This window comes from Streptomyces sp. NPDC002018, assembly GCF_042890865.1.
Taxonomy (GTDB): Bacteria; Actinomycetota; Actinomycetes; order Streptomycetales; family Streptomycetaceae; genus Streptomyces.
In genome coordinates, this window is sequence record NZ_JBIASO010000011.1 from 137,530 (window position 1) to 161,359 (window position 23,830).

Genomic DNA, 23,830 nt, shown 5'->3' on the forward strand with positions numbered 1-23,830 from the left:
CCGGCCGGCTCAGGCCGCGGTCAGCGCTTCTCCCGCCCCGGCGCGCAGCAGCGCGCACACATCGCGCAGCCCCGCCTCCAACTGCGCGATCTCCGCGTCGCTCAGTTCCACGGAGGGCTCGAAGCGCAGGGTGTTGACCGCGCTCGCGGTCGGGAACGTACGGACCCGGTGGTGCCGCAGCAGGTGACCGGCGAGTACGTAGCCGAACAGACCGCCGCGCGCGGCCCCCTGGATCACGTCCGACGGGGAGTGCGACTGATCACGGAATTCGAGGCCCAGCATGAGGCCCCGGCCCCTGACGTCGGCGACCACATCGCCGAAGTCCGTGTGGACGGCGGTCAGCATCGCGCGCAGCGCCTCGCCCCGCTCCTCGGCCCTGCGGTACGCCGCGCCGCCGTCGGCCTCCAGCAGTTCGAGGACCTTGAGCGCGATATGACAGGAGAAGCTGTCCTTGGCGAAGGTCGAACTGTGGACGATCTCGAATTCCTTTCTGTAATACGCCTGGCGCACCAGCATCACGGATGTCTTGGCGATACCGCCGCCCAGCGTCTTCGCGAGCGTGAAATAGTCGCCGCGCAGTCCGAGCCGGGAACTCGCCAGCAGGGCGCCGGTTCTTCCCATTCCGCTCTGGATCTCGTCGACGATCACCGGGCAGCCGACGCTCTCGGAGAATTCCTGGATCTCCCCGGCGAATTCCCGGGAAAGCACACGGATTCCGCCCTCGCCCTGGATGGGTTCCACCAGGAAGGCGCAGAAGACCGGGAACTCCCGCTCCGTGATGGTGAGCTGGCCGTCGACGACCCGCATGCCGAGAAGAACGCCCCGCTCCTCGGAATGCACCTGCTTGAGCACGTCCGGCCGGTCCTGGGGAATGAACCGGGCCTGGGCCGCGAGCGCCTTGAAGGGCGTGCGGTACCCCTCGTTGTGCGTGAGCTGCACACTCGCCGCGAGCTTGCCGTGGAAGCCGCCCTCCAGCGCCAGGAACAGGGGCGGCCGGGCCGTCTGCTCCGCGTTGCGCAGCGCCAGTGCCGTCTCCATCAGCCGGAGGGACTCCCGGGCGCCCGCCGCGGACGCCGTCAGCCCGACCCGTTCGAGGGTGTGCTCGGCGACCGTGGCCGTACCGTTCTCCACGGCGGTGCGCGCGGCCTCGTTCCCGGCGGCGATCTCCTCAAGCAGGGCGGCGATGCGCATGCCCCGGTCCAGCTCGGCGTGTTTGACCGCGGCTTCGACGGCCTCCGCGCCGCTGTTCGCGAAGACCGCGAAGTACGGCTCGTCGGTGCCCAGTTCCCGGTGGATGATCCGGTTCAGCTCCGCGGCGAGGCGGTTGGCGTAGGGGTGGCTGGAGAACTGCGCGTGCACGGGGGTGTTCCCGGCGAGCAGTTCCCGCGCCCGTTCGACGATCTCGGGGTGGTTGTGCCCGAGCAGGACGGATCCGTAGCCGCCGGCGAAGTCGGCCACGGGCGTCTCGTGTCCCTCGTCGTCCCGCCAGTACAGCGTGTTGCCCTTCGCGCTCACATATTCGACGGCCAGCCCGGCGCTGTCGAGTACCTCGCGCAGAAACGGCTCGGCCAGTTCGGGGGCCTTGGTTGCGGTGCTGTTGTGATTCATGCCCCACAGGGTGCTCGGGCCCGGTCAACCAGCGGTCACCGGAGGGTCATCCCCGGTGTGCGGGGCCAGGTGCGGCAGCGGTTACCCGACGGTGGGAGACGGCGACGCCGGCCCGGGTACGTTGAAGGCCACTGGCTGCCAATGCCCATGGACGGCACGTGATGTGCCTCGCGAAAGATACCTCGGAGAGGGTGGCATGAATTCCGCGTCCACTGAACTCGATCCCGCGGCCTTGCGTTCCGGGCCACAGCCGGTGAAGCCCGTCCGGCTGAGAGAAGTGATGTCCCGCTTCGCGACCGGTGTGACGGTGCTCACGGTGGGGGGTGAGCATTTGCACGCCATGACGGCGAACGCGTTCAGCTCGGTTTCCCTCGAACCCCCGTCGGTGCTGTGCAGTGTGAGTCACAGCGCGGTGATGCACTCGGCGCTGACCTCGGCGGGGCGATTCGCCGTGAACATACTCGGAGTGCGGCAGGAGGGGCTGGCACGGCATTTCGCGGACAAGCACCGGACGCTGGGCGCCGCCCAGTTCGAGGGGCTGGCCTGGCACGCCGGGGAGCACACCGGAGCGCCCCTGCTGGCCGGTTCGGTGGCCTGGCTGGAGTGCGATCTGACGGACTCGCACGACTTCGGCGACCACACCATCTTCATCGGGACGGTCCTGGCGGCCGGGCAGGAGAGCGACGAGGAGGGCCTGCTGTTCGTCAACGGCCGCTTCGGCAGGGCGGATCAGGCCGGCGCCTGATCCCCGGCGCCGCCGGACATACGGGAAGGCCCGGGGCCGTAACAGCGACCCGGGCCTTCTGGGGTACCCGCGAGCGTCAGAGGAAGTACGTACCGGGGTCCAGTCCGATCAGGACCCGTCCCTGCACCTCCAGATTGGCGTTGAGCTGCACCAGCGCGTGCAGCGAGAACCCCTGGATGTCGCGGTGGAAGCGCTGGAGGTCCACGTCGAGGCGGATGACCGAGCCCCCGCTCGCCGCGAAGAGCAGTTCCACGGCCTCCTTGGAGAGCTGCGCGGCATAGGCGGTCCGGCCCCGGATGACGGCCTTCTCCTCGTCGGAGGGCTGCTCGCCCGCGTCGGCCGCCGTCTGGAGCACCCGGTGCCAGGAGTGGGAGAGCGCCTCGGCCGCGTCGATCTTGCTGGACGCGATGGCCACCTGCTGCTGGGTGAGCGGGTGCAGGCTCTGCTCCGTCCACTGCGTATAGGTGATGCCCCGTCCGGGCAGCCGCTCCAGGAAGAGTTCGAACGCGCCGCGGGCCATCCCCAGGAAGGTCGCCGACACGCTGGACATGATGTAGCCGAGCAGACCGTAGTTGCGCCCGGTGGCCCCGGTGTTGGAGCGGTTGCCGGTGGCGCTGACCATGGCCTCCTCCAGCGGCACCACCCGGTGGGCCGGCACGAAGACATCCGTGGCGGTGGTCGTCGAACTGCCGGTGGCGGCGCCGGCCGAGACATGCCAGTCGTCCGCGAGGTCCAGTTCCCCGGTGGGCACCAGGGCGACGAGTTCCTCGCTCGTACCGTCGGGGTGCTCGACCTCGGCCGCGAGCAGGTCCCAGCCGGCGCCGCGGCAGCCGGAGTTGAACCGCCAGGTGCCGTTGAGACGGTAGCCGCCCTCGACCGGACGCAGGGTGCCGGTGGGGGCGAAGACGATCGAGACCCGGCTGCTGCCGCCCTCGAAGACCTCCTTCTGCGCCTGGTCCGGATAGAGCGTGGCGCACCAGGCACTGGTGAGCCACACCATGGTCAGCCAGCCGGTGGAGGGGCAGCCCCGGGCCACCTCGGCGATGACCTGGGCCTGCTGCGCCGCGTCGAAGTCGAGACCGCCGTGCTCGCGCGGTACCGCCGTACGGAACACCCCCGCCTTCTCCAGCAGGTCGATGTTCTCGTCGGGTATCCAGCGCCGCTCCTCCGCGCCGGCCCCGTTGCGGCGCAGCACGGGGACGGCGTCGCGTACCGCGTCCAGTACTGAGGTCAGTTCTTCCTGCGTGGCCACTGTCTCTCCTCGGTGTGCGTGATGTCGCGATGTCGTGAGCTGGTGGGGTCGTGAGGGCGCGGGGGTGGTGGGGTCCGGGGGGGGCGTGATCGCCTTCACCACGCCAGAACCCCCCTGCGACCAGGGGGGTTCGCGGTCGTGCCCCTCGCTCGTGTCCCGGCCGTGTGCCGGCCGTGTGCCGGGACCTCCCGCGCCGGCCGGGACCCGTGTGCGGTCCTGGCCGCCGCCCGGCCGGCGGCCAGGACCGGGCTCTCCCGGCCTGGGCCCGGTCGGCCTGGGCGCCGCGGGCCCGGACCCTGTCGGCCGGGGCGCCGTCCTAGTCGGCGACCAGACCGTTGGCGGCCACCGGACGGTCGATCGACATCAGCCAGCGGCCGTCGTCCCCGCGCCGCAGGACGTCGGTGCACACGCCCCTGAGCTGTACGGGCTCGCCGTCGGGCCCGGTGGTGTCGATCTTGTAGTCGACGCCGATCAGCGCGACGTCACCGGCGACATACGCGTGGGTGACGGTGGCGTGCAGATCGGGCTTGGTGGCGAGGAACTCCTTGAAGAACGCGAGGCGCTCCTTGCCCGTGAGGGGCTCACCGGAGAAATTCGAGATGGAATCCTCGCGGTAAAGGCTGTTGAACAGTTCCCCGTCACCGGAGTTGAACGCCTGAATGAAGATCTCGTTCTGGGTGTCGGTGTCGCCGGTGAGATCCGGGCGTGCCGGATCGAAGTCGATACTGAAGGTGTACGACATGGGTCGGTCGGTCCTTTCCGTAAGTTCGGGGGGATATCCGTGCGACCCGGTTCAGCCCTGGCCGTACGGGTCGTCGATGGCGTAGCGCCATACCTTGTCCTCGCCGAGCCGCAGGACGTCGACGCCCGTGCCCTGGAGACGCTCGGGCTTTCCTTCCTCGTCGACGGTGTCGATCGTCCAGTCGACGATCAGCAGGGCCGTGTCGCCGGTGACGAACGTCTGGCGGGGCTGGGCCGTCATCGTCGGCCGGCTCCTGAGGAATTCCCGCTGGTACTCGCGGCGCGCGTCACCCGTCAGCGGCTTCCCCTGCTCCCACACGGCGACGGCCTCCGCCGTGTAGAAGCTGTCGACCGTTTCGAAGTCGCCCGCGTTGAAGGCCTGCACATACAGATCGGTGTGCTTTTCCACGTCATCGGTGAGCTGAGACATGAGGAGATCCAACCTGCCTTCTCATGTGGCCCGGTGCCACACATTCCGTGGCCCGACACTATTGCGGTGCCAGCAACTTCCCACCCATGAACGGGTAATACCGCGATCTCCCGGGTTCCGGCGCGTGTGGTTACCGTCCGATGGAGCGGCACTGAGGGGCCAGAGAGGACCACCTGCCTACGATCTGCGAGCAGTGTCATGGAAATGCCTTTCATGGACCCCCAGTTCGGCCGGATTCACTGGAAAGGGAAGTCGAGCGCGATGACGAATCAGCACCATTCCCGCAGGGCCGCTCACGGCGGCGGGCTCGACGAGGGCATCGCGGTCGTCGGAGTGTCCTGTCGGCTTCCCGGGGCCGACGGCCCCGCCGCTTTCTGGGACCTGCTGCGCACCGGCTCGGACGCCATCACCGAGGTGCCCGGGGACCGCTGGGTGGCCGCGGCGAGCCAGGAGACGTACGAGGCGGCGGAGCCCGGGATGCGCCGGGGCGGGTTCCTCGACCGGGTGGACACCTTCGACGCGGCGTTCTTCGGCATCTCGCCCCGCGAGGCCGTCACCATGGATCCGCAGCAGCGGCTCGTCCTGGAACTGGCCTGGGAGGCCCTGGAGGACGCGGGGACGCTGCCGGCCGCGCTGCGCGGCAGCCGTACCGCCGTGTTCGTCGGCACCCTGCGCGACGAGTACGCGGCACTGCTCTACCAGTACGGTGACCGGGCGGTCACCCAGCACACCATGGCCGGGGTCAACCGCGGAGTCATCGCCAACCGGGTCTCCTACCATCTCGGTCTGCACGGGCCGAGCCTGACCGTCGACTCGGCGCAGTCCTCGTCGCTGGTCGCCGTCCATCTCGCGTGCGAGTCGCTGCGCGCCGGGGAGAGCGACACGGCGATCGCGGCGGGCGTCAACCTCAATGTCCTCGCCGAGGGCGCGGTCGCCGAGGAACGGTTCGGCGGGCTCTCCCCCGACGGCACGACCTACACCTTCGACGCCCGCGCCAACGGCTTCGTACGCGGTGAGGGCGGGGCCGTCGTCGTGCTGAAGCCGCTGGCCCGCGCGGTCGAGGACGGTGACCGGATCTACGGCGTCATCCGGGGCAGCGCGGTCAACAACGACGGGACGACGCCCGGTCTGACGGTCCCCGGCCGCGACGCGCAGGAGCGCGTGCTGCGCGAGGCGTACGGGAAGGCCGGGGTCGACCCGGCATCCGTGCGGTATGTCGAGCTCCACGGCACGGGGACGCCCGTCGGCGACCCGATCGAGGCGGCGGCGCTGGGCGCGGTGCTCGGTGCGGGGCGCACCCCGGGGACCCGGCTGCGGGTCGGCTCCGCGAAGACCAATGTGGGCCATCTCGAAGGCGCGGCGGGCATCGTGGGCCTGCTCAAGACGCTGCTCGCGCTGAGCAACCGGCGGCTGCCCCCGAGCCTCAACTTCGACACCCCCCACCCCGCCATCCCGCTGGCCGAGCTGGGACTCGACGTACAGCGGGAGCTGACGGAATGGCCCGCGCCGGACGGTCCGCTGGTCGCCGGGGTCTCCTCCTTCGGCATGGGCGGCACCAACGCGCATGTCGTGCTCACCGAGGGCCCGGTGGTCCCGGCGCGGGCGCCGGAGCCCGCGGCCGTCGCCCCGGGTGTGGTTCCGCTGGTCCTCTCCGGCCGTTCCGAGGCGGCCCTGCGGGCCCAGGCCGGCCGGCTGCGGGACGCCCTCGGCCGTGACGGATCCCCTTCCCTGGCCGATACCGCCTGGTCCCTGGCCACCACCCGGACCGTGTTCGAGCACCGGGCGGTCGTGCTCGCGGCGCCCGACGGCGACGCGCATCTGGAGGCGCTCACCGCGCTGGCCGAGGGACGCGCGTCGACGGAGACGGTGCGCGGCGCCGCGGGACCGGGGCGGCTCGCGTTCGTGTTCACCGGGCAGGGCGCCCAGCGCGCCGGGATGGGCCTGGAGCTGTACGGGACGTTCCCCGCGTTCGCCGCCGCGTTCGACGCGGTGCGCGCCGAGCTGGACCCGCTGCTCGACCGGCCGCTGCTGGAGGTGATCACCTCCGGTGAGGGCCTGGACGGGACCGGCTTCACCCAGCCCGCGCTGTTCGCCCTCGAAGTGGCCCTCCACCGGCTCGTGGAGTCGTGGGGCGTGGTGCCCGCGCTGGTCGCGGGGCACTCCATCGGCGAGATCGCCGCCGCCCATGTCGCGGGGGTCCTCGATCTGCCGGACGCCGCGCGGCTGGTCGCCGCCCGGGGCCGGCTGATGCAGAGCCTCGACGCGGGCGGCGCCATGTGCGCGGTGGAGGCGACGGAGAGCGAGGTACGGGAGCTGCTCGCCGGCCATGAGCGGCACGCGGGGATCGCGGCCGTGAACGGGCCCCGTTCCGTGGTCCTGTCGGGCGCCGAGGACACGGTGCTCGCCCTCGCGGACCGGCTGCGGGAACAGGGGCGCAGGACCAGGCGGCTGACCGTGTCGCACGCCTTCCACTCGCCGCTCATGGAGCCGATGCTCGACGCCTTCCGCACGGTCGTCGCCGGGCTGACGCTGCGCGCGCCCCGTATCGACGCCGTGTCGTCGGTGACCGGTGAGCCCGTCACCGACGAGTGGTCGTCGCCGGAGTACTGGGTGGAGCAGGTGCGCCGCCCGGTGCGCTTCCTGGACGCGGCGCGCGCCCTGGAGACGGCCGGCGCCACCGCCTTCCTGGAGCTGGGGCCCGACGGTGTCTGCTCCGCCATGGTCGACGACAGCCTGCGGGATCCGGACGCCGCGGTCGCGGTGGCCGCGCTGCGCCGGGGCCGTCCCGAGCCCAGGACCCTGCTGACCGCCCTGGCCTCGGTCTTCGTCCACGGCGCCGGCCTGGACTGGAGCGCCCCGGGGATCCACGGCGACGCCCGCCGGGTCCCCCTGCCGACCTATGCCTTCCAGCGCGAGCGGTACTGGGTCTCGGGCACCGCCCGGGGCGCCGCGCCCGCGCCCGCCGGACAGGAGACGGCGGCGGCGGCGCCGGACGACGCGAGTGCCGCGGTCGCGGTGAGCGCGCTGGTCACCGGTCAGGTCGCCGCCGTCCTGGAGTACCCGGCCGGGCGGCAGGTCTCCCCGCACACCACCTTCAAGGAGCTGGGCTTCGACTCGCTGATGTCGGTGGAGCTGCGCAACGCGCTGGCCGCCGCGACCGGTCTGCGGCTCACCAGCGGGCTGCTCTTCGACCATCCGACGCCCGCCGCGCTCATCGACCATCTCAGCGCGGGCCTGGCCGGCACGGACACCACCGCCGCCGGTGGGCCCCCCGCGCCCGGCGGCTCGGACGAACCGATCGCCATCGTCGGCATGGCCTGCCGCTACCCGGGCGGGGTCGCCTCGCCCGAGGACCTGTGGCGGCTGCTGGCCGACGGGCGGGACGCGGTCTCCGGCTTCCCCACGGACCGTGGCTGGGACCGGCACCTGTACGACAGCGACCCGGGCCGCAGCGGCCACAGCACGGTGCGCGAGGGCGGGTTCCTGGCCGACGCGGCGCGGTTCGACAGCTCCTTCTTCGGGATCTCGCCGCGCGAGGCGCTGGCGATGGACCCGCAGCAGCGGCTGCTCCTGGAGACCGCGTGGGAGGCCGTCGAACGGGCCAGGCTGGACGCGGACACCCTCCGGGGGAGCCGTACGGGCGTGTTCATCGGCGCCACCACCCTGGACTACGGGCCCCGGATGCAGGACGCCCCCGACAGCGTCGAGGGCTATCTGCTGACCGGCACCACACCGAGCGTCATGTCCGGGCGCATCGCCTACCAACTGGGTCTGGCCGGGCCCGCGGTGACGGTCGACACGGCGTGCTCGTCCTCGCTGACCGCCCTGCATCTCGCGGTGCGCTCGCTGCGCTCCGGCGAGTCGGCGCTCGCGATCGCGGGCGGCGCCACCGTCATGTCGTCCCCCGGCATGTTCGTGGAGTTCTCGCGCCAGCGCGGGCTCGCCGCCGACGGCCGGTCGAAGTCGTTCGCGGCCTCCGCCGACGGCACCTCCTGGGCCGAGGGTGTGGGTCTGCTGGTGATCGAGCGGCTCTCGGACGCCCGGCGCAACGGCCACCAGGTGCTGGCGGTCATCCGGGGCAGCGCGATCAACCAGGACGGCGCGAGCAACGGACTCACCGCCCCCAACGGCCCCGCCCAGGAACGCGTCATCCGCGAGGCACTGGCCGACGCGGGCCTGGCCCCGGTGGACATCGACGCGGTGGAGGCGCACGGCACCGGCACCCGGCTCGGCGACCCCATCGAGGCGGAGGCGGTCATCGCCACCTACGGGCGCGACCGTACGGACCGCTCCCCCGTGCTGCTCGGCTCGCTGAAGTCGAACATCGGCCACGCGCAGGCAGCCGCGGGCGTCGGCGGTGTCATCAAGATGGTGCAGGCCATGCGCCACGGCGTCCTGCCCAGGACCCTGCATGTCGACGAGCCCACGCCGATGGTCGACTGGGACTCCGGCGCCGTGGAGCTCCTCACCGAGGCGACCCCCTGGCCCGAGACCGGACACCCCCGCCGCGCCGCCGTCTCCTCCTTCGGCATCAGCGGCACCAACGCCCATGTGATCATCGAGCAGGACACCGGGGCCGAGCCCGCCGAGCCCTCTGAGCCCGCCGAGCCCTCCCGGCCGGCCGAGTCCTCCGAGCCTTCTGAGCCCGCCGAGCCCGCCGAGTCTGCGCCGGCCATCTCCACCGCGCCGTCCGGGCCCGCGCCCTGGCTGCTCTCCGCCCACGACGCGCCGGCGCTGCGCGCACAGGCCTCCCGTATCCGCGAGCTGGCCTCCGCCGGGGCGCTTCCCGCCGACATCGGACACTCCCTCGCCACCACCCGGGCCACGCTCCCCCACCGGGCGGCCGTCGTCGCCACCACCCGGGACGGTCTGCTGGCCGGGCTCGACGCCCTCGCGCAGGGCACCGACGACCCCCGGGTGGTGACCGGCAGCGCCGCGGGCGCGGGCAGGACCGCCTTCCTCTTCACCGGCCAGGGCGCCCAGCGCACGGGCATGGGACAGGAGCTGTACGCGGCGCACCCGGTCTTCGCCGAGGCCCTCGACGCCGTCTGCGCCGCCCTGGACGCCCATCTCGAACGGCCGCTGCGCGCGGTGATGTCCGCCGCCGAGGACGATGACGACGCGGCGCCGCTGCACCGCACCGCCTACACCCAGCCCGCGCTGTTCGCCGTCGAGGTCGCGCTGTTCCGTCTCGCCGCCCATCACGGGCTCACCCCCGATCTGGTCGCCGGGCACTCCATCGGCGAGCTGGCCGCCGCCCACTGCGCGGGGGTCCTCTCGCTCGACGACGCGGCCCGTCTGGTCGCCGCCCGGGGCCGGCTGATGGAAGCGGCGCGCGCGGGTGGCGCGATGCTCGCCGTCGAGGCCGAGGAGAGCGAACTCGCGTCCGATCTGGCCGAGTTCACCGGCCGGCTCGCCGTGGCCGCCGTCAACGGCCCGGCCTCCGTGGTGGTGTCCGGTGACGAGGACGCCGTGGCGGCGGTCGAGGAGCGCCGCCGGGCCCAGGGCCGCAGGACACGCCGCCTCCAGGTCAGCCACGCGTTCCACTCGCCCCATATGGACGGGGTGCTCGACGAGTTCCGCGCCGTCGCGGCGGAGCTGACCTTCCACGCGCCCCGGATCCCGCTCGTGTCGACGGTCACCGGACGGCTCGCCACCACCGCCGAACTCACCTCGCCCGACTACTGGGCCGGGCAGATCCGCGAGGCGGTGCGGTTCCTCGACGCCGCCCGTGAACTGGAGGCGCGGGGCGCCACCGTGTTCGTGGAGATCGGCCCCGACGCGGTGCTGGCCCCGCTCGCCCGGGGCTGCCTGCTCGGCGAGGAGGCGGTCACGGTGGCGCTGCTGCGCGCCGGGCGCCCCGAGCCGGAGACCCTGGTCACCGCCCTCGCCACCGCGCGCGTGCACGGGGCGCCGCTCGACGGGGCCTCCTTCTTCCCGGGCGCCCGCCCCGTCGATCTGCCCACGTACGCCTTCCAGCGCGAGCACTACTGGCTGGCGCCCCGGGCGTCCGGGGACGCGCGGGCGTTCGGCCTCGATCCGGCGGAGCACCCCCTGCTCTCCACCGCCGTGGATCTCGCGGACGGCGACGGTCTGGTCCTCACCGGTCTGCTGTCCACCGCCGCCCACCCCTGGCTGGCCGACCACGCCGTGGGGGGCTCCGTCCTGCTGCCCGCCACCGCCTTCGTCGAGCTGGCCCTGACGGCGGGCGAACGCCTCGGCACCGACCGGGTCGGTGATCTCACCCTGGAGGCGCCGCTGCCGCTGCCCGCCGACACGGATGTCCGCGTCCAGGTCTCGGTCGGCGCTCCCGGCGGCGACGGCGGCCGGCCCTTCGCCGTGCACGCCAGGACCGACCACGGCACGGCCGACGCGCCCGGCGCGGAGCCATGGACCCGCCATGCCTCCGGTGTGCTCGGCGGTCCCGCCGGGTCCGCCGCCGTCCCGCTCGGGCCATGGCCGCCCGCCGGCGCGTCCGCCGTACCGCTGGACGGCGTCTACGACCGTCTCGCGGATCTCGGGTACGCGTACGGCCCGGCCTTCCAGGGGCTGACGGGCCTGTGGAAGTCCGGCGACGATCTGTACGCGACGGTGCGGCTGCCCGACGAACAGCGGGCGCGGGCCGACCGGTTCGGTCTCCATCCCGCGCTCCTCGACGCCGTGCTGCACCCGCTGGTGCTGCACGCCGCCGACGCGGCGGCCGACGGCGCGGTCCGGCTCCCGTTCGCCTGGACGGGCACGGAGCTGTACGCGACCGGCGCCACCGAGCTGCGCGTCCGTATCTCCCCGGCGGGACCGGACACCTTCGCACTCACCGTCGCGGACACCGCGGGCGCTCCGGTGGCGTCGGTGGAGTCCCTCACCCTGCGCGCGGTCCCCCGGGAGGGAACGGCCCGTGCGGCGGGGCGTCCTGACGACGCGATGTACGGCGTGGAGTGGACGGCCGTACCCGCGCCCGCCCCCGGCGGGGAGATCCGGATCGCGCACGCGACGGACGGCCCGCTCCCGTACGAGGAGGGCCTGGGGGCCGTCGTCGTACGCATCGGGGATCTCGCCGCCCCCGACGGCGATCCGGTGCGCGCGGCGCACACGGCGGCGCGGCGCGCCCTCGATCTGGCACAGCGGTTCCTGGCCGACGAACGGTACGACGGCACGCGGCTGGTGTTCCTCACCCGGGGCGCCGTCGCGGCCCGGGACGGCGAGGAGATCACGGACCTCGCGTCCGCCCCGGTGTGGGGCCTGGTCCGCTCCGCGCAGACCGAGCATCCCGGCCGTCTCGTCCTGGTCGACGCGCCCGGTCCCGAGGAGCCGGTCCAGGCAGCCCTGGCCACCGGCGAGCCCCAGCTCGCCGTGCGCGGGGGCGAGCTGCTGGCGCCCCGGCTGGTCCGGGCGGGGCAGGAGGCCGCCGGGAGCGGCGCCTCCCCGCTGGACCCGGACGGCACGGTGCTGATCACCGGCGGGACCGGCGGTCTGGGCGCGCTGATCGCCCGTCATCTCGTCACCGCGCACGGGATACGGCATCTGCTGCTGGTGAGCCGGCGCGGCGAGGACGCCCCCGGCGCCGGGGAACTCCGCTCCGCCCTGGAGGAGCTGGGCGCCCGGGTCACCGTCGCCGCGTGCGATGCCGGCGACCGGGACGCCCTGGCCGCGCTGCTTGCTTCCGTACCGGCGCGCCATCCGCTGACCGGGGTCGTCCACACCGCCGGTGTGCTCGACGACGCCACCGTCGAGGCGCTGACCCCGCAGCGGCTGGACGCCGTACTGCGTCCCAAGGCCGACGCCGCCCTGCTTCTGCACGAGCTGACGCGTGATCTGCCGCTGTCGGCGTTCGTCCTGTTCTCCTCGGTCTCCGGACTCACCGGTACCGCCGGTCAGGCCAACTACGCGGCCGCCAACACCGCTCTGGACGCGCTCGCCGCGCACCGGCGCGCGCTCGGACTGGCCGCCACCTCCCTGGCCTGGGGGCTGTGGGACGCCACCCACGGGATGGGCGGCACGCTCGGCGAGGCGGACCTCGCCCGGTGGAGCCGCGCCGGGGTCAGGCCGCTCACCCCGGAGCAGGGTCTCGCCCTGTTCGACCGCGCGCTCGCGGGCGAGCGGGCGCTGCGGGTGCCCGTCGCCCTCGACCTGGCCGCGCTGCGCGGCCGTACCGAGGCGCCCTCGCCGCTGCTGCGCGGCTTCGTCAGGAGCAGGCCGCGCCGCGCCGCCGCCGCGGCGGCCGGCGGTGACTCCGGATGGGCCGCGCTCATGGCCGGGCTGCCCGACGACACACGCCGTGACACGGTGCTGGAGCTGGTGCGGTCGACCGTCGCGGGTGTCCTCGGGCACAGCGGTGCCACGGCCGTCGATCCGCGCCGCGCGTTCAACGAGATCGGTTTCGACTCACTGGCGGGGGTGGAACTGCGCAACCGGCTGAACGCCGCCACGGGGATCCGGCTCTCCGCCACCGTCGTCTTCGACCATCCCTCGCCGCAGGCGCTGGCGGACCATCTCGTCACCCTGACCGCCGGTACGGAGCCCGCCTCCGGGGCGGCGCGCACCGCCCCGGCCCGTACCGCCACCGACGACGAGCCGATCGTGATCGTGGGCATGGCGTGCCGCTATCCGGGCGGGGTCGCCTCGCCCGAGGACCTGTGGCGCCTGGTCGAGGAGGGCGGGGACGCGATCAGCGGATTCCCCGTCAACCGGGGCTGGGACCTGGACCGGCTCTACGACCCGGACCCCGCCCACACCGGCACGTCCTATGTGCGCCACGGCGGGTTCCTCCACGAGGCCGACCAGTTCGACCGCGAGTTCTTCGGTATCTCGCCGCGCGAGGCCACCGCGACCGACCCCCAGCACCGGCTGCTCCTGGAGACGGCCTGGGAGACCCTTGAGAGCGCGGGCATCGACCCGGCCGCCCTGCGCGGGTCCCGTACCGGTGTGTTCACGGGTGCCATGTACGACGACTACGTCTCGCGGCTGGCCGCCAGCCCCGAGGAGTACGAGGGCTTCCTGCTCGCCGGGAACCTCTCCAGTGTGGTCTCGGGCCGGCTCTCGTACACCTACGGCTTCGAGGGTCCCGCCGTGACGGTGGACACCGCCTGCTCGTCCTCGCTGGTCGCCCTGCACCTCGCGGCGAACGCGCTGCGGCGCGGGGAGTGCGATCTCGCGCTGGCGGGGGGTGTGACGGTGATGGCGGGGCCGAGTGTCTTCGTCGAGTTCTCGCGGCAGCGCGGTCTGTCGGCGGACGGCCGGTGCCGGTCGTTCTCGGCGGACGCGGACGGCACCGGCTGGTCCGAAGGCGTCGGACTGCTCCTCGTCGAACGGCTCTCCGACGCACGGAAGAACGGCCACCAGATACTGGCCGTCCTGCGCGGCAGCGCCGTCAACCAGGACGGCGCCAGCAACGGACTCACCGCCCCCAACGGCCCCGCCCAGGAACGGGTCATCCGTGAGGCGCTGGCCGACGGCGGGCTCACCCCGGTGGACATCGACGCGGTGGAGGCCCATGGCACCGGGACCCGGCTCGGCGACCCCATCGAGGCACAGGCACTCCTCGCCACCTACGGACAGGACCGCCCCGCCGAACGCCCCCTGCTCCTCGGCTCACTGAAATCCAACATCGGCCACGCCCAGGCCGCCGCCGGAGTCGGCGGCGTCATCAAGATGGTCCAGGCCATGCACCACGGCGTCCTCCCGAAAACCCTCCATGTCGGTGAACCCACGCCGATGGTCGACTGGGACTCCGGCGCGGTGGAACTGCTCACCGAAGCCACCCCCTGGCCCGAGACCGGACACCCCCGCCGCGCCGCCGTCTCCTCCTTCGGCATCAGCGGCACCAACGCCCATGTGATCATCGAACAGGGTCCGTCCGCCCCGGAGCGGGACACGGCCGCCGAGGCCGCCCCGCCCGCCCCGCCCGTCGCGCCCTGGCTGGTCTCGGCGCGCGGCGAGGACGCCCTGCGCGCCCAGGCCGAACGGCTGCGCGCGCATATCGCGGACCGGCCGGGCCTGTCCGACGCGGATCTCGCGGACATCGGGCTGTCCCTGGCCACCACCCGCGCCCTGCACGAGCACAGCGCCGCCGTCCTCGCCTCGGGCCGGGACGAGCTCCTGACCGGGCTGGAGCGATTGGGCCGGGGCGAGTCCTCGGCCTCGGTGGTGCGCGGCGGTTCCCCGGCCCAGCGCGGCAGGACCGCGTTCCTCTTCACCGGCCAGGGCGCGCAGCGGCTCGGGATGGGACGGGAACTGTACGCGTCCTCCCCGGTGTTCGCCGCCGCGTTCGACGCGGTGTGTGAGCATCTCGACCGTGAGCTGGTACGCCCGCTCCAGCGGGTGCTCCTCGCGCCGGAGGAGTCCGCCGACGCGGCGCTGATCGACCAGACGGCGTTCACCCAGGCGGCGCTGTTCGCGGTGGAGACCGCGCTGTTCCGGCTCGCCGAACACCACGGGCTGGTACCGGACTTCCTGCTCGGCCACTCCATCGGGGAGGTCACCGCCGCCCATCTCGCGGGGGTGCTCGACCTGCCGGACGCCTGTGTCCTGGTCGCCGAGCGCGGCCGGCTGATGCAGGCCGCCCGGGAGGGCGGCGCCATGGCCGCGATCGAGGCGGGCGAGGACGAGGTGCGCGCCACACTCGACGGCCTGGACGGCGCGGTGACCGTCGCGGCGGTCAACGGCCCCCGCGCCACGGTGATCTCCGGGGACGCCGAAGCCGTCGACCGGCTCACCGCGCTCTGGCGCGAGCGGGGCAGCAGGGCCAAGCGGCTGCCGGTCAGCCATGCCTTCCACTCCCCGCACATGGAGGAGATCCTCGACGAGTTCCGTACCGTCGCCGAGGGCCTCACCTTCCACGCGCCGCGCATCCCGGTCGTCTCCAATGTCACCGGGACCCTCGCCACGGCGGAGCAGCTCGCCTCGCCGGAGTACTGGGCACGGCACATCCGCGAGGCGGTCCGTTTCCACGACGGCGTACGGTATCTGGCCGGCCGGGGCGTCACGGAGTGGCTGGAGCTGGGTCCCGACGGGGTGCTCACGGCGCTCGTACGGGACTGCCTCGGCGACGAGGAGGCGGGGGTGCTGGCCCCGGCGCTGCGCAGGGGCCGCCCGGAGGCCGCCGTGTTCGCCTCGGCCCTCGCGCTGTTCGCGCTGCGCGGCGCCCCGGTGCGCTGGGACACCGTGTTCCCCGGCGCGCGCCCGGTCGGGCTGCCGGGCTATGCCTTCCAGCACCGGCGCTACTGGCTGGACGCGCCGTCCGGCGCGGGCGACGCGGCCGGGTTCGGTCTGGCCGCGGCGGCCCATCCGTTCCTCGGCGCCGCGGTGGTCCTGGCGGACCGCGACGAGCATGTGCTGACCGGCCGGCTCTCCCGGCACAGCCATCCGTGGCTGACCGGCCATATGGTCGCGGACACCGTCCTCGTGCCCGCCACCGGTCTGCTCGAACTCGCCCTCAGGGCGGCGCGCCAGGCCGGGGCGCAGGGAGTGGACGAGCTGACGCTCGCCGCGCCGCTGGTGCTGCCGGAGCACGGCGGCGTCCAGCTCCAGGTGTCCGTGTCGGCGGCCGAGGCCGACGGGGGGCGCGCGATACGGGTCCACTCACGGCCGGACGGCGGCGAGGGGGACGAGGAGTGGACGCTGCACGCGCACGGGCGTCTGGTCACGGCCCCGGCCGCCACCGGTGAGGAGCTGACGGCATGGCCGCCGCCCGGCGCGACCGAGACCGGTCTGGACGGGGCCTACGAACGGCTCGCCGCGCGGGACTACGGCTACGGGCCGCCGTTCCGCAATCTGCGCCGGCTGTGGACGGGATCCGCCGGTGAGCTGTACGCGGAGGTCGCGCTCGGTGAGGAACTCCGCGCCGACGCGGGACGGTTCGCCCTGCACCCCGCGCTGCTGGACGCCGCGCTCCACCCGCTGCTGCCCGGGGTCACGGACGGCCGGGGACGGCCCTGGCTGCCGTTCTCCTGGGCCGGTGTCACCGTGCACGCGAGCGGCCCGGCGAGCCTGCGGGTCAGACTGACGCCCACGCCGGGCGGCGACGCCGACTCCCCCGTGTTCGCCCTGACGGTGGCCGACTCCACCGGGGCACCGGTGGCCTCCGTCGAGGCGCTCACCCTGCGGCCCCTGTCGGCCGACGCGCTGCGGTCGGCGGGCGGCGGGACGGCGGACGGGCTGTTCCGGGTGGACTGGATCCCGCTCGCCGGCGGCGCCGGGGGCGCGGACCAGGGCCGTACGGCCGTCGTCGGCCCGGCCGGGGACGTCCCCTGGGCGGCGGGGGCGACGGAGTACGGCGACCTGACCGAACTCCTGCGCGCGACGGACAAGGGCGCGCCCGTGCCCTCCCTCGTCCTGCTTCCGCTCCTCACCGCCGCGCCGGTGGAGGGACCCGCGGTGCCGGACGCCGCCCGCGCGGTGCTGCACCGTGTGCTCGCGGACGTACAGGCATGGCTGGCCGACGACCGGTTCGCCGCCTCGCGGCTCGCCGTGGTCACCAGGAACGCCGTCGCCACGGCGGCCGGGCAGCGGACGGACCTGGTGCACGCCCCGGTCTGGGGGCTGCTGCGCTCCGCGCAGACGGAGAACCCCGGCCGGATCGTGCTCGCCGATCTCGACACCGCCCCCGCCGTTCACCACGCTCCCCACGCTCACCACGGTGACGGCGCCGCCGCCACCGGCACCGCCGACGGCCCCGCGCTCCTCGCCGCGCTGCGCGGCGACGAGCCCCAACTCGCCGTGCGCGACGGACGGATCCACACACCGAGGCTGGCCCGCAGCCGGCCGGCGGGGGACGCCACGTCCTCCTGGGGCGACGGTACGGTCCTGGTCACCGGGGCCACCGGGGCGCTGGGCGCGGTACTCGCCGCACATCTGGTGCGGCGGCACGGCGTCCGTCATCTGCTGCTGGTCAGCCGGCGCGGCGAGGACGCCCCGGGCTCCGGTGAACTGCGCGCGGAACTGACGCGCGCGGGCGCCACCGACGTACGGTTCGCGGCCTGCGACGTCGCCGACCGGGAGCAGCTCGCGGCGCTGCTCGCCTCCGTACCGGCGGAGCGTCCGCTCACCGGGGTGGTGCACACGGCGGGGATACTCGACGACACCACGGTCGAGTCGCTGACCCCCGAGCGGCTGGACGCCGTGCTGCGTCCCAAGACCGACGCGGCCTGGCATCTGCACGAGCTGACCCGGGACCTCGGTCTGTCGGCGTTCGTGCTGTACTCCTCGGTCGCCGGACTGCTCGGCACGGCGGGGCAGGGCAACTACGCGGCGGGCAACACCTTCCTCGACGCCCTCGCCGCCCACCGCAGGGCGCTCGGTCTGCCCGGCACCTCGCTGGCCTGGGGACTGTGGGCGCGGAGCAGCGCCCTCAGCGGGCATCTCGCCGAGGCCGATCTGCGCCGGCTGGCCCGTTCCGGACTGCGGCCCCTGGCCACCGAGGACGCGCTGTCGCTGTTCGACGCGGTGCCCGCCACGGGCGAGGCGCTGCTCGCGGTCACCCAGCTCGACACCGCGGCCCTGCGGGCCTCCGGGGAGCTGCCTCCGGCGCTGCTGCGCGGACTGGTGCGTACGGCGCCGAAGCGCGCCGCGAGCACGGTGTCCGCCCGGGAGAGCGGCCCCGGCCTGGCCGAACGGCTGGCCGCCCTGACGCCCGGGGACCGGGACCGTCTGCTCACCGACCTGGTGCGCCGGGTGGTCGCCGAGGTGCTCGGCCACGCGGATCCCACCGAGATCGCCTCCGAACGGGCCCTCCAGGAACTGGGCTTCGACTCGCTCACGGCGGTCGAGCTGCGCAACCGGCTGGCCGCCGAGACCGGACTGCGGCTGCCCACCACGCTCGCCTTCGACCATCCCACCCCGGGAGCGCTCGCCGCCCATCTCCGGGAGCGGCTCGCGGTCGACGACCTCACCCCGGACGAACCCGTCCTGGCCGAGCTGACCCGGCTCAGGCCCGCCATCGAGGCGGCCTCCGGGGACGCCGGGGCACACGACCGGATCATCGCGCGGCTCAGGGAACTCCTGGAGGCCGCCGACGCGGCCGGCCTGTCGGCCACCGCCGCCGGGAAAGCCGCCGGGGACGACACCGACGACGATCTCGACACCGCCACCGACGAGGAGCTGTTCGCCCTGCTCGACGACCTCGAATGACCCGGGGCCGTCCCGGCGCACCCATCCGGCAAGCAGACCGATCAAACAGGAGTTGAGACCACCATGGCGGGCGAGGACAAGCTCCGCGACTACCTCAAGAAGGCCATCGCGGATGCCCGTGACGCGCGCAGGCAGTTGCGCGAGGCCGAGGACAGGCGGCACGAGCCGATCGCGATCGTGGGCATGGCGTGCCGCTATCCGGGCGGCGTCGCCTCCCCCGGCGAGCTGTGGCGGCTCGTGGCCGAAGGCACCGACGCCATCAGCGAGTTCCCCGACAACCGGGGCTGGGAGGTGGAGCGGCTGTACGACCCGGACCCCGACCACGCCGGTACGTCGTACGGGCGCGAGGGGGGCTTCCTGCACGACGCGGACGGCTTCGACGCGGAGTTCTTCGGGATGTCCCCGCGCGAGGCCCTGGCGACCGACCCGCAGCAGCGGCTGCTGCTCCAGACCGCGTGGGAGGCGCTGGAGAGCGCGGGGGTCGACCCCACCGCGCTGCGCGGCTCCCGTACCGGTGTCTTCACGGGCGTGATGTACAACGACTACGGCTCCCGCCCCCATCTGCCGTCCGACGGCTTCGAGGGCTATCTGTTCAGCGGCAGCGCGGGCAGCGTCGCCTCGGGCCGGCTCTCGTACACCTACGGCTTCGAGGGTCCCGCCGTGACGGTGGACACCGCCTGCTCGTCCTCGCTGGTCGCCCTGCACCTCGCGGCGAACGCGCTGCGCAACGGGGAGTGCGATCTCGCCCTCGCCGGGGGCGCCACGGTGATGTCGACCCCGGTCGCGTTCATCGAGTTCTCGCGGCTGCGCGGACTGGCGGCGGACGGCCGGTGCCGGTCGTTCTCGGCGGACGCGGACGGCACCGGCTGGTCCGAAGGCGTCGGACTGCTCCTCGTCGAGCGCCTCTCCGACGCACGGAAGAACGGCCACCACGTGCTGGCCGTGCTGCGCGGCAGCGCCGTCAACCAGGACGGCGCCAGCAACGGACTCACCGCCCCCAACGGCCCCGCCCAGGAACGCGTCATCCGGCAGGCACTCGCCGACGCCCGGCTGACCGGCGCCGATGTGGACGTCGTCGAGGCCCACGGCACCGGCACCCGGCTCGGCGACCCCATCGAGGCACAGGCACTCCTCGCCACCTACGGACAGGACCGCCCCGCCGAACGCCCCCTGCTCCTCGGCTCACTGAAGTCCAACATCGGCCACGCACAGGCCGCGGCGGGCGTCGGCGGCGTCATCAAGATGGTGCAGGCCATGCACCACGGCATCCTGCCCAAGACCCTGCACGCCGAGGAACCGACCCCGATGGTCGACTGGGACTCCGGCGCGGTGGAGCTCCTCACCGAAGCCACCCCCTGGCCCGAGACCGGACACCCCCGCCGCGCCGCCGTCTCCTCCTTCGGCTTCGGTGGGACCAACGCCCATGTGATCGTCGAGGAGGCCCCGGCCGAAACGGCCGAGGAGACAGCGGCGGAAGAAGCGCCCACCCAGGGAGCACCGGCCGTGGAGACAGGGGCGGCACCGGCCGTGGAGACCGTCACCGCGCCCGTGGGCGACCCGACGCCGGCGGCGGTGCCCTGGATCCTGTCCGGGAAGACCCCGCAGGCCGTCGCGGACCAGGCCCGCAAACTCCTCACCCACCTCGACGCCCACCCCACATTGAGCGCCCGGGACATCGCCTACTCCCTCGCCCTCACCCGTACCACCCACGACCACAGCACCGTCACCACCGGCACCCACCGCGACGACCTCCGTGCCGGCCTCATCTCACTCGCCGACAACACACCCAACACACCGAACACCATCGCCCGCAGCTCGGGCCGCCTCGCCTTCCTCTTCACCGGACAAGGCGCCCAGCACATCGGCATGGGCCAACAGCTCTACACCACCTACCCCGCCTACGCCCACGCCTTCGACACCATCGCCACCCACCTCGACCCCCACCTCACCCACCCCCTCCACCACATCATCACCACCGGACAAACCCTCAACGACACCGCACACACCCAACCCGCCCTCTTCGCCCTCGAAGTCGCCCTCTACCGACTCCTCGAAACCTGGGGCATCACCCCCGACTACCTCACCGGACACTCCATCGGCGAACTCACCGCCGCCCACATCGCCGGAATCCTCGATCTCCCCGACGCCACCCGACTCGTCACCGCCCGCGCCCGCCTCATGCAAACCATGCCCCCCGGCGGCACCATGATCGCCATCCAGGCACCGGAAGCCGTCGTGCGTCCGCTGCTGACGGGCCTGGAGAGCGAGATCGGCATCGCGGCGGTCAACGGACCGTCGTCGGTGGTGATCTCGGGCGACGCGGACACGGCGACGCTGATCGAGACCCGGCTGAAGGAGCTGGGTCACCGGACCCGCCGGCTCACGGTCTCGCACGCCTTCCACTCGCCCCATATGGACGGCATGCTCGACGACTTCCGCACCACCGCCAAACAACTCACCTACGCGGCGCCTCGCATCCCCGTCATCTCCACCCTCACCGGCCGCCCCGCCACCGGAGACGACCTCCGCACCCCCGACTACTGGACCAACCAGGTCCGCGACACCGTCCGCTTCGCCGACGCACTCCACACCCTGGAGTCCGAAGGCGTCACCACCTTCCTGGAGGTGGGTCCGGACGGCGTCCTCAGCGCGCTCGCGGCGGCGGGCGCCGACCGGCCCGAAGCGCTGACGGCCGTCCCCGCGCTGCGCCGTGGCCAGCCGGAGGACCGGACCCTCGCCGCCGCGATCGGCACCCTGCACACCCGGGGGGTACGGGTGGACTGGGCGGCCTACTTCGCGGGCACCGGCGCCCGGCGCGTCCCGCTGCCCACCTACGCCTTCCAGCACGAGCGGTACTGGCTCGCCCCCGAGGCACCCGCGCCCGTCGCCGCCGAGGAGGCCGGACTCGTCCACCGCGCGTGGGAACCCCTCGATCTGCCGCGGCCCGACGAGCCGGTGCGCTGGGCCGTACTGGCACCGCCCGGGAACGACGCACCCGTCAACCCGCCCGCCGCCCCGCCCGTCGATCCGTCGCAGGACGCCCCGGCCGGCCCCCCGCTCGACGCGCCGCACGACACGCCCCGGTTCGCCCGGGTCGCGGACATCGCCGCACGGGCCGAGGCGGGATTCCGGCCCGACGCCGTGGTGCATCACCTCACCGGGTCGGACGAGGCACCGGGCCGGGCGCTCCGTCTCGTCCAGGAGTGGCTGGCGGACGACCGGCTGCTCGGCATCCGGCTGACCGTGGTGACCAGCGGCGCCGTGCCGGCCGGCGGCGCCGTCGACCCGTACGCCGCCGCCGCGTGGGGACTGCTCGGCTCGGCGCAGTCCGAGGCACCGGACAGGATCGCCCTGGTCGACGCCGCGTCGGAGATCGATCCCGCGGTCCTCTCCGCGATCATCGCCTCCGGTGAACTCCGCACCGCCGTCCGCCCGGAGGGGGTCCTGGTGCCCCGGCTCCGGCCGGTACGGGACGCGGCCGGTCCCGCGCCCCGCGGATTCGACCCCGACGGCACGGTCCTGATTACGGGCGGCACCGGGGCGCTGGGCTCACTGGTCGCCCGCCATCTGGTGACCGGGCACGGCGTGCGCCATCTGCTGCTGGCGAGCCGTCGGGGTGAACACGCGCCCGGGGCGGCCGGGTTGCGGGCCGAGCTGACGGACCTCGGCGCCTCGGTGACGGTCGCGGCCTGTGATGTCGCGGACCGGGACGGGCTCGCCGCGCTGCTCGGCACCGTACCGCCGGAGCATCCGCTCACCGGGGTCGTCCACACCGCGGGTGTCCTCGACAACGGTCTGGTGTCCGGTATGACCCCGGACCGGCTCGCCGCCGTCCTCGCGCCGAAGGCGGACGCGGCCCGGCATCTGCACGAACTGACCGAAGGGCTCGATCTGGCGGCGTTCGTGCTGTTCTCGTCGGCCGCCGGGACGTTCGGCGCGCCCGGTCAGTCCAACTACGCCGCCGCCAACGCCTATCTCGACGCCCTCGCCGAGCGGCGGGCGGCGGAGGGCCTGCCCGCCACCTCGGTCGCCTGGGGACTGTGGCGGACCGGCGGTATCAACGCCCATCTCGGCCGGACGGAGCTGGACCGGTTCGAGCGCGACGGTTTCCGGGCGGTCACGGACGAGGAGGGACTCGCGCTGCTCGACCGCGCCCTGGCGTCGGGGCGCCCGACCCTGATCGCCGGTCCGGTGGGGACGGGGGCGCTGCGCGGCCCGGCCCGGCCGGCCGCGCCCGCCGGCACGGCCGGCCCGGCCACACTGGCGGAGCGGCTCGCGAAGCTGCCGGCGGCCGAGCGCGATCCGTATCTGCTGACCCTCGTGACGAACGAGGTCGCCTCCGTGCTGGGCCACACGGCGGCCACGGCCGTCACCCCCGACCGGCCCTTCCAGGAACTCGGCTTCAACTCGCTGACGGCGGTCGAGCTGCGCAACCGGCTGAGCGCCGCGGCCGGAGTCCCGTTGCCCGCCACCCTGGTCTTCGACCAGCCGACGCCGGCCGCGCTCGCCGCGTATCTGCACACCCGGTCCGCGCCCGGCGCCGAGGACACCGCGAAGGCCGTCCTCGGTGAACTGGACCGGCTGGAAGCGGCTCTGGCCTCGCTGGCCCCCGAGGACGAGGTCCGGCCCACCGTCTCCGTCCGTCTGCACGCGCTGCTCACCCGGCTCAGCGCCACCGCTCCGGACGCCCCAGCGGAGGATTCCGCCGAGCGGTTCGCGACGGCGTCGGCCGACGACATCTTCGACTTCATCGACAACCAGCTCGGCCGGAGCGGCGGCTGACCTCCCCCCTCCGGTACCGCGCGTCCACACGCCCCCGCACCGCACGCGCCACACACCGCACGCACCGCACACACCGCACACACCGCACGCGCCCACGCACCGCACGCACCCCGCGCCCGGCACACACCGACGCGCACCGGCAACCCCC

Annotated in this window: 6 protein-coding genes and 1 pseudogene; 3 read left to right on the forward strand and 4 right to left on the reverse strand. The window is 73.9% G+C overall.

Features of this window, described 5'->3' with window-relative positions; translation table 11 throughout:
* Window positions 1–9: 9 nt before the first annotated feature.
* Complete coding sequence (locus ACFYYH_RS20060; RefSeq protein ID WP_388552514.1) at window positions 10–1,608, reverse strand: aspartate aminotransferase family protein; 1,599 nt, start codon at window positions 1,606–1,608, stop codon at window positions 10–12.
* Between the two features lie 196 nt (window positions 1,609–1,804).
* Here ACFYYH_RS20060 and ACFYYH_RS20065 point away from each other — a divergent pair, with 196 nt between their 5' ends.
* The gene (locus tag ACFYYH_RS20065) at window positions 1,805–2,353 is read left to right on the forward strand and encodes a flavin reductase family protein (protein ID WP_388552517.1); all 549 of its coding nucleotides are present in this window, start codon (window positions 1,805–1,807) and stop codon (window positions 2,351–2,353) included.
* A 76-nt stretch (window positions 2,354–2,429) separates the two neighbouring features.
* Here ACFYYH_RS20065 and ACFYYH_RS20070 read toward each other — a convergent pair whose 3' ends face one another.
* From ACFYYH_RS20070 to ACFYYH_RS20080, 3 genes are all read right to left on the reverse strand, one after another.
* On the reverse strand, window positions 2,430–3,605 hold the full coding sequence (locus ACFYYH_RS20070) for an acyl-CoA dehydrogenase family protein (RefSeq protein WP_388552520.1): 1,176 nt from the start codon (window positions 3,603–3,605) through the stop codon (window positions 2,430–2,432).
* A gap of 316 nt (window positions 3,606–3,921) precedes the next feature.
* Window positions 3,922–4,347, reverse strand: coding sequence for a YybH family protein (locus ACFYYH_RS20075; RefSeq protein WP_388552523.1), 426 nt, complete (start codon window positions 4,345–4,347; stop codon window positions 3,922–3,924).
* A 51-nt stretch (window positions 4,348–4,398) separates the two neighbouring features.
* Complete coding sequence (locus ACFYYH_RS20080) at window positions 4,399–4,776, reverse strand: YybH family protein (RefSeq protein ID WP_388552526.1); 378 nt, start codon at window positions 4,774–4,776, stop codon at window positions 4,399–4,401.
* Between the two features lie 261 nt (window positions 4,777–5,037).
* Here ACFYYH_RS20080 and ACFYYH_RS20085 point away from each other — a divergent pair, with 261 nt between their 5' ends.
* The gene (locus tag ACFYYH_RS20085) at window positions 5,038–18,900 is read left to right on the forward strand and encodes a type I polyketide synthase (protein WP_388552529.1); all 13,863 of its coding nucleotides are present in this window, start codon (window positions 5,038–5,040) and stop codon (window positions 18,898–18,900) included.
* Window positions 18,901–19,008: 108 nt separating this feature from the next.
* Window positions 19,009–23,682 (forward strand): annotated as a pseudogene (locus ACFYYH_RS20090) (SDR family NAD(P)-dependent oxidoreductase); the annotation flags it as partial.
* Window positions 23,683–23,830: the final 148 nt, after the last annotated feature.